Raw genomic sequence first — 16,344 nt, forward strand, 5'->3', positions numbered from 1 at the left:
AAACGTTTGTACATATTACTATGAACACTCATCATCGCATTGAGTTTAAATTTTTTGATTGCCTACATTCCGAAGAACAAGAAGACAATTTCGAATAACTCAATACCTGTGAATGTCCACACAGATTACTTGATAAATTGTTAAAGAGCGTTGACCGTTTCAGTAGGTCAGGGCTGCGTATTCTACGCATTCCCTTTATGGCGTCAAGTGTTTTTTCAAACTTCTTTTTGCCTTTATCTCTGCCACCTCAATGGCTTGATAACACTCACCGGCTTTTGCTTTCGCTGTCTGCCGTGTCAGTGGATGCGCATTATAGGCAGCTTAAGATTTAGTGCAAGCGCTTTTAAGCAATAAAAGTTTCGAACGTTGAACTTTTGTTCAGATCGATTCTTTTTTGGCTTTTTTGCTTAAAGAACCACCTTTACCTAGATAACAAAATGCTTATTTCTGATATTAAAGTGAATTTGAGCTCAATTTTTCAACAGTAGTCTGGTGTATCTGGTAAATTTTAATTACTATGTAACGGTTTTTAACAGTAATTTATCATTTTCATATTCATTAGAGATTATTTTATGCAGAAATCATTCGTGATTGTTTTGATTGCGGCGCTTCTAGGCGCTTTTGTTTTTTCTCAGTTTGGCGGTACATCTTCTTCTGTAGCGTTTATTGCTGGTGTTGTCGTGGCAACGTTAATTTTCACCTTTATACCTACAAGCTCAGCAAATTCTGCTGATGAGCCTTATGTAGGTCCAACTATGACATTATATGTAGGTAATTTGCCTTATCGTGTTCATGAAGGTGAAGTGAAGGCTTTGTTTGGTGAGTATGGTCCGGTTAATTCTGTGCGTTTAGTCCGTGACCGTAAAACTGGACGTCGTAAAGGGTTTGGTTTTGTTGAAATGTCTGAGGCAGGTGCTCAGAAAGCAATGACGAAACTGAATGACTACAGTTTCCAGGAACGTACTTTAAAAGTAAGAGAAGCTAAATCACAAGAGTCTGACTCTGATAATAGCTAACTCTATTCCTTTTATTTAGTACTGTGTTAGTCGGTTATGGTTACCAGCGAAAAATCACTAAAACCATAATCGACTAATGTCGCTTTGAGCCCTTCATTTATGTCTTTGGTATAACAAGCTTGTAATTTCTTGTCACCATTGTGTTCTTTACTGAGTAAAAATCTCACCCGCTTAGCCACTGCCTCTCCAGAATCCAGTAATACAACGCCTTTTCCAAGATAATCACTTATCTCTGCTGCTATCATCGGGAAGTGAGTACACCCCAATACTAATACATCAATCTCTGACGCTTTTATTGGTTCAAGAATATTGTGTAGTTTATCCATATCTATTTTTTGTCGGGCGACATACTGTTCGGCTAGTAATACTAAATCGGATGTACCAAACAGATCGACTTTACAGTCTCCGGCAAATTGTTGGATTAATGTTTGAGTATAATCTCGCTTCACTGTGCCAGGCGTAGCAAGTAAACCAATGTGCTTTTTGCTTGATAACATCGCAGCCGGTTTAATAGCAGGCACCACCCCCACTACAGGAATGGTTAATAGTCGACGTAAATGTGGCAATACTAAAGTACTAGCCGTATTGCATGCGACAACAACAATACTCGCATTAAGTCGTAGCGCATGGTGTGCAATCAATGCAACGCAACCTGTGATCAGCTCTTGCTCTGACAAGTTGCCGTAAGGCAAGCGTGCATTATCAAACAAATAACAGTAATCATGCTGTGGTAGTTGTTTTCTAATCTCATTCATTACCGACAATCCGCCGATACCAGAATCAAACACTAAAATAGGTCCAGACAATATTGGCTCCAATTATCAATATGTTCAGTATTATTCGTCTTGTCGCTTTATACTAAGGCGCGTAACACTAGACATAAGCGTCATTTAGTATAATATTTGCGCCCTTTTTTACAGCCTTAGGTGGACAACATGAATTTAGCTGCAATGGATCCTAAAAACTACGATGCACAATTACAACAAAAGCGCATCAAGCTTGAACAGGCCTTTGCCGATTTCACTCCACCAGCACTTGAAGTCTTTGCTTCCGAACCAATGAATTATCGCATGCGTGCTGAATTTAGAATGTGGCATGAAGGCGATGACTTATATTACTACATGTTTGATAAAGCACTGAATGCAAAAGTGCGTTGCGATCAATATTTGCCTGCTGGTGTGCTTATTAATCAAATGATGGCGGAATTAATTGTTGAATTAAGACCTAATCCCGCATTACGTCATAGACTATTCCAAATTGATTTTTTGTCGACATTAAGCGGTGAGATATTAGTGTCATTGCTATACCACCGCCAGCTTGACGAAGAGTGGCGCGAACACGCAACGCAGTTAAAAGCGAAATTAGCAGCCAGGTATAATGTCAATATTATTGGTCGTGCCCGCAAACAGAAAATCGATTTAGATAAAGACTTCGTTGTCGAATCATTAACGGTTAATCAGCAGGTATTACAATACAAGCAAATTGAGAACAGTTTTACTCAACCTAATGCCAAAGTGTCTGTAAAAATGTTGGAATGGGCAATCGATGCGACTAAGCAAAGCCAAGGTGATTTGTTGGAGCTGTATTGCGGCAATGGAAATTTTACCATTGCTCTGGCGCAAAATTTCAACCGTGTATTAGCAACTGAATTAGCTAAACCGTCTGTTGATGCCGCTCAGTATAATATTGACATCAATAACGTCACTAACGTTCAAATCATCCGCATGTCAGCAGAAGATTTTAGTGATGCAATGGCGAAGAAGCGTGAATTCAGACGTTTGGAAGGTATCGATTTAGACAGTTTTGACTGCAATACCATCTTTGTCGATCCGCCACGTGCAGGTATCGACCCTGAAACGTTAAAGCTTGTACAAGGCTACGAGCGTATTTTATATATCTCGTGCAACCCAGAAACCTTAAAAGACAACTTACTCACACTAAGCGAAACCCATGAGATCAGCCGTTTTGCCCTGTTTGACCAATTCCCGTATACAGACCATATGGAATCCGGCGTGCTACTCGTGCGTAAGTAACCTGAGCTCGGGATAATAAATGCCTTTCAAACAGTCCTTTGCCCTACTAACTGCATTGAATCGACTTACAATAGGCTAGCTATTGACGCGTCAATTCGCCTTGTTAGCTGAACAAATGACAAGCTTGAAAGTGAGAATGGGTAACATATTGATTTTAAATAGCATAAGTTCATCCCTTATCCCGAGATCAGGTTAAGTAAGCAGTTTACTAAATAATAAGGGCGCAAAGATTTGCGCCCTTATTATTTCTACTTTTTAAACACAATCCGTTAAGCACGATTATCTATCTTTTGCTGCAACGCCTCAGCACCAGTAGCAACCATACGCAGCTGTAACACAAGCTGATCGGCCAATGCTTTACGCTCACTGCGTTTGATATCTAATGCCGATGCTCCTGCGTTAAACACCAAAATAACCAATGCTTCTGCCTGTGCTCGAGCTAAATCGGGAGTGCGATTGGCTTGTGCTTCAGTGTAATGAGCCAATTCAGAAATAAAATGCTCAATTTCACGCTCAACGGCCGCTCTAAAAGCTGCAGATGTACCAGATCGTTCATGTAGCAAAATACGAAATACGTTTGGATTAGACTCTAACACTTCTATAAAGGTGTCGACCGAAATACGAATTACACTGCCACCCGCTTCAGCACGTTGACGTCCTTTGCGCATCATTTGACGTAAGGTTAAACCGCCCTCATCAACCATGGTTAATCCGAGTTCGTTCATGTCTTTAAAATGACGATAGAAAGAAGTGGGAGCAATACCAGCTTCACGGGCAACTTCTCGTAGACTTAAGCTTGAAAAACTACGCTCTGCACTTAATTGATTAAATGCTGCATCGACTAATGCACGACGCGTTTTTTCCTTTTGTTGTGCTCTAACACCCATCTACTCATCCAATCAGTCAATATTTAGCAACAGATAATACCGTTTTTAAAACAGAAACACAGCCCTGTTAAACTTGACCCATGCCTACTACCTAAGTTAAATTAGCGTACAAATGTACGCTCAACTTGCTAAAACCTATAATTGGAATCCTACTAAATGAAAAAACCTCCAATCATTTGGCTTAATACCCTGTTATTTGCCATCACTTTACTTGGCGCTGTGGTATTGATCCCTTGGCGTGGTTTCACCCATGGCTTTGACGGCATTGAATGGATTGCATTTGTTGTTTTTGCTTACGCGAGTGGGTTGTCTATTACTGCTGGTTACCACAGACTCTGGTCTCATAAAGCGTATAAGGCTCATCCGGCCGTTCGATTTTTATATGCTCTCGGTGGTGCATTAGCACTACAGAATAGTGCATTACATTGGTGTAGCGATCACCGTATACACCACAAACATGTTGATAATAATGATAAAGATCCGTACTCAGCTAAGATGGGCTTTTGGTATAGCCACATAGGTTGGATGTTGCGTGAATACCAAGCGAGTCGTTACAGCGATTACAATAATGTGCGGGATTTACAAAACGATCGCATTGTCATGTGGCAGCATAAACATTACCTTGCGTTAGTCATTTTAATGAACATTGGTTTACCGGCATTTTTAGGTTGGTTAAACGGTGACATACTTTCTATGGTGCTAATGGCGGGTTTACTGCGCTTAGTAGTAGTACATCACTGTACGTTCTTTATTAACTCATTAGCACACATTTGGGGAAAACAGCCGTACACAGATAAAAACACGGCTCGTGATAATGCATTTATCGCTTTATTGACATATGGCGAGGGCTATCACAACTTTCACCATATTTTTGAAAACGATTACCGCAATGGCATTAAGTGGTGGGACTACGATCCAACCAAGTGGTTAATTAAAAGTATGAGTTGGGTCGGCTTAACCACTGACTTACGCAAAGTACCACAAGAGCGTATTGAAAGTGCTCGTTTGCAAATGCAACTTTTGCGAGCACAGAATCAAGTGGCTCACTTGCCTAACTGTGATGAAATTATTGAGAAGTTTCAGGCTGAATACGACTTAATGAAACAACACTTGCTTGAATATTATCAAGCGAAAAAAAGCCTACTAGAAGCGAAACGTAAGCAATTAGCCGACCATAATCTTAAGCAACAAGTACAAGATTTACGCAGTCAGTTTTTAGAAAGACAGCGTCATTGGAAAAGTTTAACAGCGGCTTACGCTCAATAAACTGAGCGCAACGAAAAAGGCCACCTTGATTTAATCAAGCTGGCCTTTTTGTTTATTGTATCTCTACTATTTATTGTTCGAATTGTTGTGTCACTTGCTGCTGAAGCGCCATACGATTGGTGGTATCACCTGCAACCACAGGCGCAATATTCACCTTCACCCGAGACCAAAAACGTGTTGGTTTAGTCGTTAATGCATGTCCGCCTTTATGGCTAAAATACGAACCCCATAACCCATTAAGTGCTAGCGGTATAACCGGTACAGGATCGCGTTGTAAAATCATCTCAATGCCTGGTCTAAACTCACCAATATCACCGTCTGAGGTTAAACGCCCTTCAGGGAAGATACACACTAGTTCATCATTGGCTAACGCATTATGAATTTGCTCGAACGCATTAAGATAAGTCGCTTCGCACTTTTTAGGTGAGCAAATAGGAATAACGCCAGCATGCCTAAACACATACTTTAATAACGGAATTTCGCTAATCGACTTGTCCATCACAAAACGAATTGGCCGAGTTGATGATCCCATTATAATCAACGCATCAACGTAACTCACATGGTTACTCACAATGATCCCCGCCCCTTGGGCCGGAATGTGCTGTCTGCCCTGCACGTTAACCCGATACATTACGTGGCTAAGCAAGTAGCTAATAAACCGTTGAGTAAACTCGGGCACTTGAGAGTAAACATAAATCAGTACCACTAAGTTAAGCACACCGATAAGCATAAATAACTCAGGAATACTCCAACTAAATACCCCAAGTAAGACTATCGATAACACCGCCGAGCCAACCATAAACAACGCATTAATAATGTTGTTTGCAGCGATAGCTTGCGCACACTCTTGTTTTTCTGCGCGGGTTTGAATAAACGCATATAAAGGCACAATAAAGAGTCCGCCGCTTAACCCCACCAGAAACAAATCAATCATCACACGATAATGCTGTGCGTTAGCAACAAAAGACTCAAAACTATAGACAAAACCTGGCTCAACTACTTGTAGCGGGATTGCGCCTATCATGTCAAAGCTAAATACACTGAGTCCCAATACTCCAAACGGCAACAGACCTAGTTCAACATGGCCAAACGAAAAACGTTCACACACAAAAGACCCGACCGCAATCCCCACAGAAAATAGCGCTAACAGTAAAGACACCACCGTAGCATCTGCATGTAAGTGCAGCTTGGCAAAATTAGGAAACTGAGTCAGATAGGTCGCACCGACAAACCAAAACCAACTAATCGCTAAAATAGCCATCCAGATTGATGTCGTTTCACGGGCTTTACTAATGCAGCGCCAAGTGCCTGAGAAAAGTGAAAACTTATTTGGATTTAACTCACCCTGTGCAGGCAGTGATGGAATCGCTCTACTTGCCAAATAACCACACACCGCAAGCACACACACAATGATAGCTGCCCACGTTAAGCCATTTTCATTAGACACCACTAAACCAGCACTTAGTGTGCCAACAAGAATTGATAAAAAGGTGCCCATTTCAACCAATGCGTTGCCTTTTACCAATTCAGCCTCACTCAGTGCTTGAGGCAATAACGAGTATTTCACAGGGCCAAAATAAGCCGATTGGCTACCGGTTAAAAACAACAGCAACAACATAACCATATAACTCTGGCTCACAATCGCGATAGCGGCTGTGGACATGATGATCAGTTCTAGTAACTTTAAGCGTTTGATCAATGTTGCCTTATTCATGTTATCAGCCACGATACCCGCATGAGCAGAAAACAAGAAAAACGGCAAAATGAATACACCAGCGGCCAAATTGACAAACAAATTAACGTCGATAGGTAATGCATTAAGCTGACTGTAGGTCACCAATAATAACAGGACATTTTTATAAAAATTATCATTTAGCGCCCCTAAACACAGGGTTGCAAAATAAGGAAAAAAGCGTTTGGTTAATATCATACGAACTCCTTGTTTATGCCCATTCCGGCAATATATCCTTGTACATGACTGCAAAGCATTGCTTGCAAGTCACTGTGTGTGACAAATAGTTTTCCATCTAACGCTAAACACGTTAATCCATGAATACCGCCCCAAAGTACCCTGCTCATTAACTCCACTTTTTGATCGCTAATGTCTGCTATACATAAACGCAGCTGCGACTCGACTAACGCAAATAATGATTTGACTAACGCTGAATGATTTACGGGTAAGGGTTGCTCGTTGGGCATAGACAACTCAAAGACTAATCGGAAACAACTTTTATGTTGCAGTGCAAAGTCACTATACCGTACAGCCATATCTTGAATATTCAACAACGGTTGTTGTGTAGTTAATCCCTGCAACACCGCAGATAAGCTAACTAACGTATGCTCAGATACTGCTAATAATAAGTATTGGTAGCTACCAAAGATATTAATCAAAGTACTTGGCACATAACCGATTTCGGCAGCAACCTTTCGTAAACTCAACGAATGGATACTGTCATGCTGTAAATACTGCACTACCGCGGCTATCGCCATTTGTTTAATTTGCTCATGAGTGTGCTCTTTGCGTCTGGCCACTGCGCTACCTAATTCCATTACCTTTTATGGTTGCTAAGTTAACAGCAAACAAAATAAAAAACAATGTTCACAATAATATTTTACGTATTAGAAAACGACGACTTAGTTTGATAAACGACTAAAACACAAGATATTCTGCCTAATAGTGATTATAATTACGGCTCAATACGCCATCTAAAGATCATCTTATTATGTCTGAGCAAGCAGTTAAACTTACTGAATATAGTCATGGCGCCGGTTGCGGCTGTAAAATTTCGCCTAAAGTCCTAAGTACCATTCTTGCATCGCAGCTACCTGTATTTACTGATCCCAACTTATTAGTGGGTAATCAAACGCGTGATGATGCCGCCGTATATAAACTCAATGAACATACCGGCATTATCAGTACCACAGATTTCTTTATGCCTATCGTTGACGACCCATTTACTTTTGGCCGTATCGCCGCAACCAATGCGATTAGCGATATATACGCCATGGGCGGCACGCCAATTATGGCCATTGCAATATTAGGTTGGCCAGTCAATGTATTGCCACCAGAGATTGCACAACAAGTCGTCGATGGCGGACGTCAAGCCTGCGCGGATGCTGGTATTATGCTTGCCGGCGGCCACAGTATTGATGCTCCAGAACCTATTTTTGGTTTAGCCGTCACCGGTCAAATTCCACTTGAGTTACTCAAGCAAAACAACACAGCTAAAGCTGGAGATCGTTTATATCTCACCAAACCACTGGGTATTGGTATTTTGACTACTGCGCAAAAACAAAAAAAATTACGTGACGAAGATAGTCAAATAGCACCACAAGCCATGTGCCAGCTCAACACAATTGGTATCGAGATAGCTAAAATCACTGGCGTGAATGCCTTAACCGATGTCACTGGCTTTGGTTTAGCAGGTCATTTAATTGAAGTGTGCCAAGGAGCAAAACTTAAAGCTAACCTCGCATTACATAACGTACCTTTACTGCCAAAGGTTGCTGATTACTTAGCACAAGGCTGTGTGCCTGGCGGCACCCATCGTAACTTTGACAGCTACGGCGAGCATCTACCGCCTTTAACCGACGACCAAAAAGCCATTTTATGCGACCCACAAACTAGCGGTGGTTTATTAGTGACTGTAAATGCAGAAAGCGAAGCCGAACTGCAAGCGTTACTGACGGCCAATAATATTGCTGCGGTGTGTATTGGCTCAATGGCCGAGTTCACCCCTGTTAATGTTGGTCACGATATACTCATTGAGTTAACTCAATGAACGACATCATTCCCAGTTCGGAATATGGCCGTTTACTACTCGAAAACAGACCACTAATTGATGTGCGCGCCCCAATAGAGTTTACTAAAGGCGCGTTTAGTCATTCGGTAAATTTGCCGTTAATGCAAGATAGTGAGCGCGAAAAAGTCGGTACCTGCTACAAACAGAATGGCCAAGACGCCGCTATTGCGTTAGGCCATCAATTAGTGACAGGGAAGGTAAAACAAGCGCGAATTGAAGCCTGGCAGGCTCAACTGTCACAACATCCAGAAAGCTATTTATACTGTTTTCGGGGTGGACTGCGCTCTAAGCTATCGCAACAATGGATAAAAGAATCGGGTCTTAATGTGCCTTATATACAAGGTGGCTATAAGGCAATGCGCGGCTTTTTAATTGAAGCGATAGACAGTGCGCCAAAGCACTCCAGTATGCTGATTTTAAGTGGCATTACCGGCAGTGGTAAAACCGAATTTATTCATCAGCGTGATGAGTCGGTTGATTTAGAAGGTATTGCTAACCATAAAGGCTCGAGCTTTGGTAAAAACATTGACCCGCAGCCAACGCAAATCAACTTTGAAAATAATCTTGCAGTATCATTGCTCAAACATCAACAGCAACAGCATCGACATTTATTGCTTGAAGATGAGAGCTTTCTGATTGGTCGCTCTGCACTCCCCCATGCTTTTTATCAAGCCATGCAACTTGCGGATATCGTATTACTGGATGAACCCAGAGACATTCGCCTGCCTCGCTTACTCAACGACTATGTCACCGAAAAGCTGGCAGACTATGTTGCTAAGTTTGGTGAGCAAGCTGGTTTTGCTGCATTTAGCGACTACCTCAGCCAGAGCCTTACGGGGATCCGTAAGCGCTTAGGCGGTAAGCTGCATAGTGAGCTGCAACAATTGGTAGACGATGCGTTATTACAGCAGCTGAATCAAAATGATGTGAGTAAACATCTAGAGTGGATTAGCGTGTTACTTGAGATTTACTATGACCCTATGTATCAGTTTCAATTAGAAAAGAAACAAGATCGCATTATTTTTCAAGGTGATCGGCAAGCGATTCATCAATGGTTAGACGATCGTAAGACAGTCTAAAAATAACGCCCTCATTTGAGGGCGTTTGTTTGTAAGCTTAATAAATATCTACGGAAATTTGCTCAATAACATAATTATCATAAAATTCTGACCGAGTTTTCAAATCAGCGCGTTGTATTTCGACTACTTTTGTGCGGAATTGATTATATTGGCTCGACGAATGACTAAAGTAACCATAAATCATGACCGATAAATTCGCCTGGGTAATTTGCTCAAACGGCGTTTGTAAATTTGTCGGTAAATCCAAATCAGGAAACGTCCCTTTTAATGGCGCTTCAATTGTCCAATTCGCTATACCGCTTTGACCAAAATCAACCTGAAGTAATGTTTTACCCGTCCCAATACCAGTAAAATCATAGTTACTGGCACCATCCTCACTAAAACTAGATAAAATGGCGTCGGTGCTTTGTAACATTTTTTGCTGGTTTTGCTGTAATTGTACTACTTGAGTAGCGTCAGGATCGGTTACGCGATGGCGCCGGCTGGTGTAGTAAAAAACTTGACCATAATCGTCACCCCCTAACGGTTCAAAATTAGAATAAGTAATAAAATTATTAGCAAATAATCCCGGGAAAACATGCGCAGACACGGGCCATTCAATCCAGTTTACTCGGCCGTAATCGGTTTCTGAAAACGTTCTAAAACTCGGCGAGTATATATTGTTGTTGGCACTGCTTAATTCGGCGTTGAGTTCGACACCTTCATTTTCAGCGTTTTCAAATATAGAAGGGGAAACATATATCGTGCTATTAGCAGCATAACTATTAACATCGATTTGTGCTGCATAAGATGTCAAACCATCAGCATAAGTTGGGGTTAGCACCAAATTAACAGGGGGGAATTGCCCATCTTGTTTACACACCTTAGCACTAGACCTATCACTCCTACCGTCAATATAAACGGTATAGCCGTTATAATTGGTATTAACATCACTCAATGAAAAATTAAAGTCGCTGCAAGCACATGCTGAATCGATATTGCTATTACGCTCACCCACAATGCCAATATCACCCGCAACAACATTGAGCTTACTGTAAACGAATAACTCGCCATTGATTTGTTGTGCATATGAAAAGTGATAAGCATCTGATGGCCAAGCAATATCAAACTTACCTGTTGAAGGCACTTTTGATTGGCTTAAAATACTGCCATCTTTACGATGTACAATAAGGTCTGTTCCTACTGCAGGTTGGCTGACATCACACGCTGCGGCGTAATAAACAATATCGCCAGTTAAGCGTCCATCAGGGCTTCCACCACTGTCAGTAGAGGTATCGTCACTACCGCCTCCGCAACCTGACAACCCAATCGCCCCGAGGATGAATAACATCGAAGTTGAAGCAGTATACATTCCTTTGCGTCTCATGTGTTTTGCTCTCAATAAACAGTTCACTAACAATTGAGATACAATATTCACACACTAATGCAAAAGCAATATGCGACTAAAAATATATTCCCCGACCACATCAATTAGGTCGTGAGTAAAATATCCCAAGGTAAATTGGGGCTACCCACCACAATAAAATTCGGGTTCTCTAAGCTTTCACGTTCGTTGTACGTCATTGGCTGCAAGTTAATATCAATCAAAGCACCACCGGCTTCTTCAATAATAATTTGCGCCGCGCCCGTATCCCACTCACCGGTAGGACCTAAACGCACATAACAATCAGCGCGGCCTTCTGCGACTAAACAACTCTTTAATGCCGCGCCACCCATAACAACCAATTCGCAATGATTAGGTTTATTGAGCAACTTCAACACAGATTGAGGATCTTGGCGACGGCTTACGGCTAATCGCAAATTATCAGTTTCATTATTAGTTAATTGTTTACTGGTAATGCGGACTTCATTTTTACCGTCACGCTTATACGCACCTAATCCTGCAATGGCGTAATAACACACCTTAGTCATTGGCACATAAACGATACCCATAATAGGACGATTGTGCTCAACCAATGCGATGATCACAGAAAAATCGCCGCTGCCAGCAATAAACTCGCCTGTACCATCTAGTGGGTCAACCAACCAATAGCGTTTCCATGTTTCGCGCACACTTAATGGAATATCGGCAGCTTCTTCACTTAAAATGGGAATGTCTGGAGTCAACACAGCAAGTTGTTGGCAAATAATATCGTGGGCAGCCAAATCTGCCGATGTTACAGGCGTATTGTCTGATTTTATCTCACGTTTAAAGCTACCCTTTAAGTAGATCTCGCGGATTTTCTCTCCGGCCTCAGTGGCGATGCCGATAACTTGGTCAATTACATCTTCTGGCTTCATTACTACTCCAATCGCTGGGTTCGATAAGGATGACCTTCTAAGAGGGTTAAATTAGCTTTTACCCCCTTATGTCGCGGTTATTTGCCTAAATTATTATCTCGCGCAAATGCCGTGCACGATGAACCATCGCTAAGACTCTGTTTTCGATGTCTCTGAGGTTGCTAGATATTGCTGGGTTAAAAATAATGCACTCACACTGCGAGACTCTGAAAAATCACCATTGTCGAGTAATAATTGCCAGTCTGCTAAAGGCCACGGAATAACATCTATCGGCTCAGGTTCGTCTCCTTCTAAACGACTAGGATAAAGATCCTCAGCGACAAAGATTTGCATTTTGCTTGAGAAATAGCCAGGCGCAAGTGACAACTCTTTTAACAGTGTCAGTTTATGGCTGCCAAATCCAATCTCTTCCTGTAGCTCTCGGTTTGCGGCTTCAATGGCCGTTTCTCCAGGATCGATCAATCCTTTAGGAAACCCTAATTCATAATTATCAGTGCCTGCGGCATACTCACTGGCTAATAACAGCTTACCTTCGTGAATAGGGACAATCATCACAGCCCCTCTGCTACCGCCTTTCATTCTTTCGTATTGGCGTTCAACGCCATTAGAAAACTTAAGGTGAACCTGCTCAATTTGAAACAGTCGGCTTTTAGCAACGACTTCTGTGTGCAGGATTTCCGGCTTTTTATGCCGCTGTGTCATTGCAGCCTCATGTGACGAATTAATAAAGACAAGGTACAATCTTACTATTCTACGTATATTCTACAACCGGAATTTACATGTTTCCTTGGAACAACATAGACACAGTGCTGCTCGATATGGACGGCACCCTGCTAGATTTGCATTTTGATAACCATTTTTGGCTGCAATTAGTGCCACAACAATTAAGCCTGTTACGCCAGATTAGCTTAGACGATGCTAATGATTTGGTGAATCAAGCGTACCATAATGTTGTCGGCACCCTAGATTGGTACTGTTTAGATTATTGGCAGCAACATTTAGGGTTAGATATTTTGGCTTTGCATCATACGGCTGCAGACAGAATTAACATACGCCAGGACAGCATGCCCTTTTTACAAGCACTCGCGGGTGCGAGTAAGCGGCGAATTTTGTTCACCAATGCGCATCCTCATAGCCTGGCGTTAAAGCTCACTCACACCAATTTAGCCGATGGCTTAGATGAGTTATTGTCGAGTCATGAAAGTGGCTACCCCAAAGAACATCCCAACTTTTGGCGTTATGCGTTTGATAAATTTAATTTAGAGCCTGCTAGATGCTTATTTATTGATGACAGTGAAGTGATTTTAGCGGCGTCAAAGCGCGCTGGTGTGGGCTATCAATTAGGTGTGAGTAATCCCGACAGTAAAAAACCGCACACGGTATTTAAGCAGTTTCCCGCGGAGAGTGACTTATTAGACGCACTTTAACGAGTACAAAAGTAAGTAAAAAGCGCGTTGGTATTGCTATCAACGCGCTTTTTACTTACTTCTATTTGGTGAGCCAACAATATCAGTATTGATTTACAACCCTGGCACAACACCCTGATAGTTGATTGGATAATATCCCTGGCTATCTTGGCGACCTAAAAATTGTAACGCGTCGCGTAAATCTTTTGGTTGGGTATCTGTCGGCTTAATTTTAGCGCTGACTTTAACTAAGTTTGCTTCGCCTAAGATAGCGGTACCCGTTAAGCCGATGGTATTTTGAGTTTCATCTGTCGCTAATTGTAATTGGCCGTCAAGGCAGCTCAAGCCTAGCGCGATATTACCTACCGGATACGCACCAAATTGGTTTTTAACGTCGGTATTATTTAAAAATAACTTGCCACTTAATTGTTCGCACCAAGGCTTACCTTGTTCTAGCACTTCAATCATTAAGCTCACATCACCGCTCACTTGAGTTTTAAAAGGTAAACGGGCTCCGGCAAGTAAAAAACTGTCAGGTACATCAAGGCGAATATTGTTACCACTGATCCCCGCAAGAGACCAGGTTACACTGCCTTTACCGCTAACCGGTGTTGCACGATTGCCAATGCTGAAATCAATATTGGCTTGGCCCATAAACAAGCCCCAAGGGCTTAGCTGCCAACTCACATGCTCAACTTGACGCTGATCAACTGAAACTAATGCTGCTTTGCCTTCCCATAGTGTCCCTTCTGTGCCGCTAATGACCACATTGTTAGGGAGCGGTGCAATACTGACTAACCAGTTTGCAGGAATGTACGCGACGAGAAACACAAAATAAACCAGCACGCCAACCAGTATTTTAAAAAATAAACTCACAAAAAATCCTTACTGTGAAAGCTGAATACGTCTGACTTTAACAAAGCCAGTAACATCAGATTCGGCTAAATCGACGCTGTCTAGCGTTAAGCCTTTTTGTTCAACTAAATCGTGTAAATAACCGAGCAATGCATCAAACGGAACATCGTCCATCCACAACTGTATTTTGTCACCTTGCGGCTGCATTCGGGTGATTTCTAATTGATATTGCCCAGCCGTTTGGTTAACGATTGAACTTAAGCTGCCACGCACTTTTGCTTGAGCGCCTGCTTGCTTTAAACCGGCAATTTTATTGGCGGTTTGTTTGACATAATTTAAGGTTTGCTGGGCAGCATTATGGCTGCGTTCCGCCTCTATTTGAGCATTTGATATTGGTGTCCATATACCCCAATACATAATCCCAACTACGAGAATCGCAGCGCAAAAACCAACGAGCTGCTGTTCTCTCTGCACTAAACCTTGCCACCAGGTACGCAAATTATTCATCTTATTTGCTCCTCAAGGTCAAGGTGCTGGTCACGTTTTCGTCCGTGCTGTTCATTGCGCCACCGTCTAATTGATAATCTTTGGCTACGATCTCTTTAAATTGATCAATTTGGGCATAATTTTGCGCGGTCACTTGCATACGTAACTCGTTACGATTGCCCTCAAAGCGCAAACTATTTGGCTTAAGATCTGGCACTTTACTGAATGCCGGTTTGAGTCCGTCGAGCATCTCAAAAAATGCCGCGCCGCCACCTTGGCCTTGCATACTGCGTAAGGTACTGTCCATTTGCGATCGCATATTAACAATCCGACTCACTCCTGGTACAGCCTGCTTAAAAATGGCTTCGCTTTGAGCACGTAGCACTTCAGTATCATTATTAAGCTGATGGATCATCAAACCTTTATTCACCAATGCCAATACAATGGCGAGCACTAAAATAATCGCGGCATTTTTCCACACTAACAGATGTTTGCTGTATTCGCGTTTAGGCTTGTAGATCCCACTGAGTAAATCAATGGGGGCGTTCAACACCCCTTTGGCCAATACCATCATTGGCAGATCAAGTGGCTTACTGTCTACCTGTACACCGTCAATCGCAATATCGTCGCTATAACAAGCTACGTTAATTTGCGCGTTATCATTATGAGCTGTCGCTTGCTTAACTAACTGAGGCAGTGCAAAGGCTGACCACGCTTTAGGTAGGCTTATGCCGCCTCCTTCAGATGTACGAATAAGATATTCATTACCTAAGCTCATTGCTGCCCATCGACATTGCTCTAATGGCAATGCTAAACAGTCTGGCACAATGCGTTTTACTTTTAAGCCCGCGTCTTGTAACCAGGCTAGCCAGGTTTGCATTTGCTCATGGGCAACGGCTGCTACATTGAGGTGTTCGCCCTCGCGCGGACCCACCACAAAATGCATGCGGTCAACGTCTGTTGCGAGCGATTCTTCTAGCATGTAAGGCAAGGCTTTTAACGCTTGGCGCTGGCCTTTTTCAGGCAAAGCGATTTGGGTCAATGTCATACTGGCCGCTGGCACAAGTACATCAACAGGACGATTGCCCGCACGTTCAGCTAAACTGCTCAGGCTCGCGGCGTCAGCCAACTCACCTGAGGCAATAATTTCTTGCTCTTGCTCTGACCAGACAAGCCATGAACATGGGTGTTCTGATGTTTTTCCTAACCGGATAAATAGCCGTTCAGACACTG

16 protein-coding genes are annotated in these 16,344 nt (G+C 42.3%); 6 read left to right on the plus strand and 10 right to left on the minus strand.

Translation table 11 applies throughout. The features are described 5' to 3' along the window. The first annotated feature begins 572 nt into the window (after window positions 1-572). Window positions 573-1,016 (plus strand): RNA recognition motif domain-containing protein, encoded by a 444-nt coding sequence (locus tag AC19MX_RS17995; protein ID WP_432405714.1) that lies wholly within the window; start codon window positions 573-575, stop codon window positions 1,014-1,016. 26 nt (window positions 1,017-1,042) lie between these two features. Here AC19MX_RS17995 and murI read toward each other — a convergent pair whose 3' ends face one another. Further along, window positions 1,043-1,822, minus strand: coding sequence for a glutamate racemase (gene murI, locus AC19MX_RS18000; RefSeq protein WP_498299322.1), 780 nt, complete (start codon window positions 1,820-1,822; stop codon window positions 1,043-1,045). 129 nt (window positions 1,823-1,951) lie between these two features. Between murI and trmA the strand changes: the two genes are divergently transcribed. Beyond that, window positions 1,952-3,049 carry a tRNA (uridine(54)-C5)-methyltransferase TrmA gene (gene trmA, locus AC19MX_RS18005; RefSeq protein ID WP_498299323.1) on the plus strand — a complete coding sequence of 366 codons (1,098 nt, stop codon included), beginning with the start codon at window positions 1,952-1,954 and terminating at the stop codon, window positions 3,047-3,049. 269 nt (window positions 3,050-3,318) lie between these two features. On the opposite strand, the gene fabR is transcribed toward trmA, so the two are convergent. Beyond that, window positions 3,319-3,936, minus strand: coding sequence for an HTH-type transcriptional repressor FabR (gene fabR, locus AC19MX_RS18010; RefSeq protein WP_498299324.1), 618 nt, complete (start codon window positions 3,934-3,936; stop codon window positions 3,319-3,321). 156 nt (window positions 3,937-4,092) lie between these two features. Here fabR and AC19MX_RS18015 point away from each other — a divergent pair, with 156 nt between their 5' ends. Next, window positions 4,093-5,202, plus strand: coding sequence for an acyl-CoA desaturase (locus tag AC19MX_RS18015; RefSeq protein WP_432405725.1), 1,110 nt, complete (start codon window positions 4,093-4,095; stop codon window positions 5,200-5,202). Window positions 5,203-5,272: 70 nt separating this feature from the next. Here the strand turns inward: AC19MX_RS18015 and AC19MX_RS18020 are convergent, their stop codons facing one another. Then, a complete protein-coding gene (locus AC19MX_RS18020) occupies window positions 5,273-7,132 on the minus strand; it encodes an MFS transporter (RefSeq protein WP_498299325.1) in 1,860 nt (619 codons plus the stop codon). Beyond that, window positions 7,129-7,734, minus strand: a complete 606-nt coding sequence (locus AC19MX_RS18025) for a TetR/AcrR family transcriptional regulator (RefSeq protein WP_432405733.1) — start codon at window positions 7,732-7,734, stop codon at window positions 7,129-7,131. The genes AC19MX_RS18020 and AC19MX_RS18025 overlap by 4 nt, the downstream gene beginning before the upstream one ends. 191 nt (window positions 7,735-7,925) lie before the next feature. Here AC19MX_RS18025 and selD point away from each other — a divergent pair, with 191 nt between their 5' ends. Then, complete coding sequence (selD, locus tag AC19MX_RS18030; protein WP_432405736.1) at window positions 7,926-8,984, plus strand: selenide, water dikinase SelD; 1,059 nt, start codon at window positions 7,926-7,928, stop codon at window positions 8,982-8,984. Further along, window positions 8,981-10,084 carry a tRNA 2-selenouridine(34) synthase MnmH gene (gene mnmH, locus AC19MX_RS18035; protein WP_498299326.1) on the plus strand — a complete coding sequence of 368 codons (1,104 nt, stop codon included), beginning with the start codon at window positions 8,981-8,983 and terminating at the stop codon, window positions 10,082-10,084. Before selD ends, mnmH begins: the two co-directional genes overlap by 4 nt. Window positions 10,085-10,121: 37 nt before the next feature. Here the strand turns inward: mnmH and AC19MX_RS18040 are convergent, their stop codons facing one another. The 3 genes from AC19MX_RS18040 to nudE form a co-directional block, all read right to left on the minus strand. Then, window positions 10,122-11,450 carry a hypothetical protein gene (locus AC19MX_RS18040; RefSeq protein WP_498299327.1) on the minus strand — a complete coding sequence of 443 codons (1,329 nt, stop codon included), beginning with the start codon at window positions 11,448-11,450 and terminating at the stop codon, window positions 10,122-10,124. A 104-nt stretch (window positions 11,451-11,554) separates the two neighbouring features. Beyond that, window positions 11,555-12,364 carry a 3'(2'),5'-bisphosphate nucleotidase CysQ gene (gene cysQ / locus AC19MX_RS18045; RefSeq protein WP_432405746.1) on the minus strand — a complete coding sequence of 270 codons (810 nt, stop codon included), beginning with the start codon at window positions 12,362-12,364 and terminating at the stop codon, window positions 11,555-11,557. 129 nt (window positions 12,365-12,493) lie between these two features. Continuing rightward, window positions 12,494-13,066, minus strand: a complete 573-nt coding sequence (nudE, locus tag AC19MX_RS18050) for an ADP compounds hydrolase NudE (RefSeq protein ID WP_498299328.1) — start codon at window positions 13,064-13,066, stop codon at window positions 12,494-12,496. Between the two features lie 77 nt (window positions 13,067-13,143). On the opposite strand from nudE, the gene yrfG reads away from it, so the two are divergent. Then, window positions 13,144-13,791 (plus strand): GMP/IMP nucleotidase, encoded by a 648-nt coding sequence (yrfG, locus tag AC19MX_RS18055; protein WP_498299329.1) that lies wholly within the window; start codon window positions 13,144-13,146, stop codon window positions 13,789-13,791. A 93-nt stretch (window positions 13,792-13,884) separates the two neighbouring features. Here the strand turns inward: yrfG and AC19MX_RS18060 are convergent, their stop codons facing one another. From AC19MX_RS18060 to gspL, 3 genes are read right to left on the minus strand one after another with little or no spacing between them, the layout of a single operon-like run. Next, window positions 13,885-14,646, minus strand: coding sequence for a type II secretion system protein N (locus tag AC19MX_RS18060; protein ID WP_160055525.1), 762 nt, complete (start codon window positions 14,644-14,646; stop codon window positions 13,885-13,887). A gap of 9 nt (window positions 14,647-14,655) precedes the next feature. Then, the gene (locus AC19MX_RS18065) at window positions 14,656-15,132 is read right to left on the minus strand and encodes a type II secretion system protein M (protein WP_498299330.1); all 477 of its coding nucleotides are present in this window, start codon (window positions 15,130-15,132) and stop codon (window positions 14,656-14,658) included. Between the two features lies 1 nt (window position 15,133). Next, window positions 15,134-16,342: a type II secretion system protein GspL gene (gspL, locus tag AC19MX_RS18070; protein ID WP_498299331.1), complete on the minus strand. Its 1,209-nt coding sequence runs from the start codon at window positions 16,340-16,342 to the stop codon at window positions 15,134-15,136. Between the last annotated feature and the right edge of the window lie 2 nt (window positions 16,343-16,344).

It is taken from the genome of Shewanella sp. MF05956 (assembly GCF_059758055.1).

Coding starts and splice junctions, on each gene's coding strand:
- AC19MX_RS17995 (WP_432405714.1), top strand. CDS start 573: ATGCAGAAATCATTCGTGATTGTTTTGATTGCGGCGCTTCTAGGCGCT.
- trmA (WP_498299323.1), top strand. CDS start 1,952: ATGAATTTAGCTGCAATGGATCCTAAAAACTACGATGCACAATTACAA.
- fabR (WP_498299324.1), bottom strand. CDS start 3,936: ATGGGTGTTAGAGCACAACAAAAGGAAAAAACGCGTCGTGCATTAGTC.
- AC19MX_RS18015 (WP_432405725.1), top strand. CDS start 4,093: ATGAAAAAACCTCCAATCATTTGGCTTAATACCCTGTTATTTGCCATC.
- AC19MX_RS18020 (WP_498299325.1), bottom strand. CDS start 7,132: ATGATATTAACCAAACGCTTTTTTCCTTATTTTGCAACCCTGTGTTTA.
- selD (WP_432405736.1), top strand. CDS start 7,926: ATGTCTGAGCAAGCAGTTAAACTTACTGAATATAGTCATGGCGCCGGT.
- mnmH (WP_498299326.1), top strand. CDS start 8,981: ATGAACGACATCATTCCCAGTTCGGAATATGGCCGTTTACTACTCGAA.
- AC19MX_RS18040 (WP_498299327.1), bottom strand. CDS start 11,450: ATGAGACGCAAAGGAATGTATACTGCTTCAACTTCGATGTTATTCATC.
- cysQ (WP_432405746.1), bottom strand. CDS start 12,364: ATGAAGCCAGAAGATGTAATTGACCAAGTTATCGGCATCGCCACTGAG.
- nudE (WP_498299328.1), bottom strand. CDS start 13,066: ATGACACAGCGGCATAAAAAGCCGGAAATCCTGCACACAGAAGTCGTT.
- yrfG (WP_498299329.1), top strand. CDS start 13,144: ATGTTTCCTTGGAACAACATAGACACAGTGCTGCTCGATATGGACGGC.
- AC19MX_RS18065 (WP_498299330.1), bottom strand. CDS start 15,132: ATGAATAATTTGCGTACCTGGTGGCAAGGTTTAGTGCAGAGAGAACAG.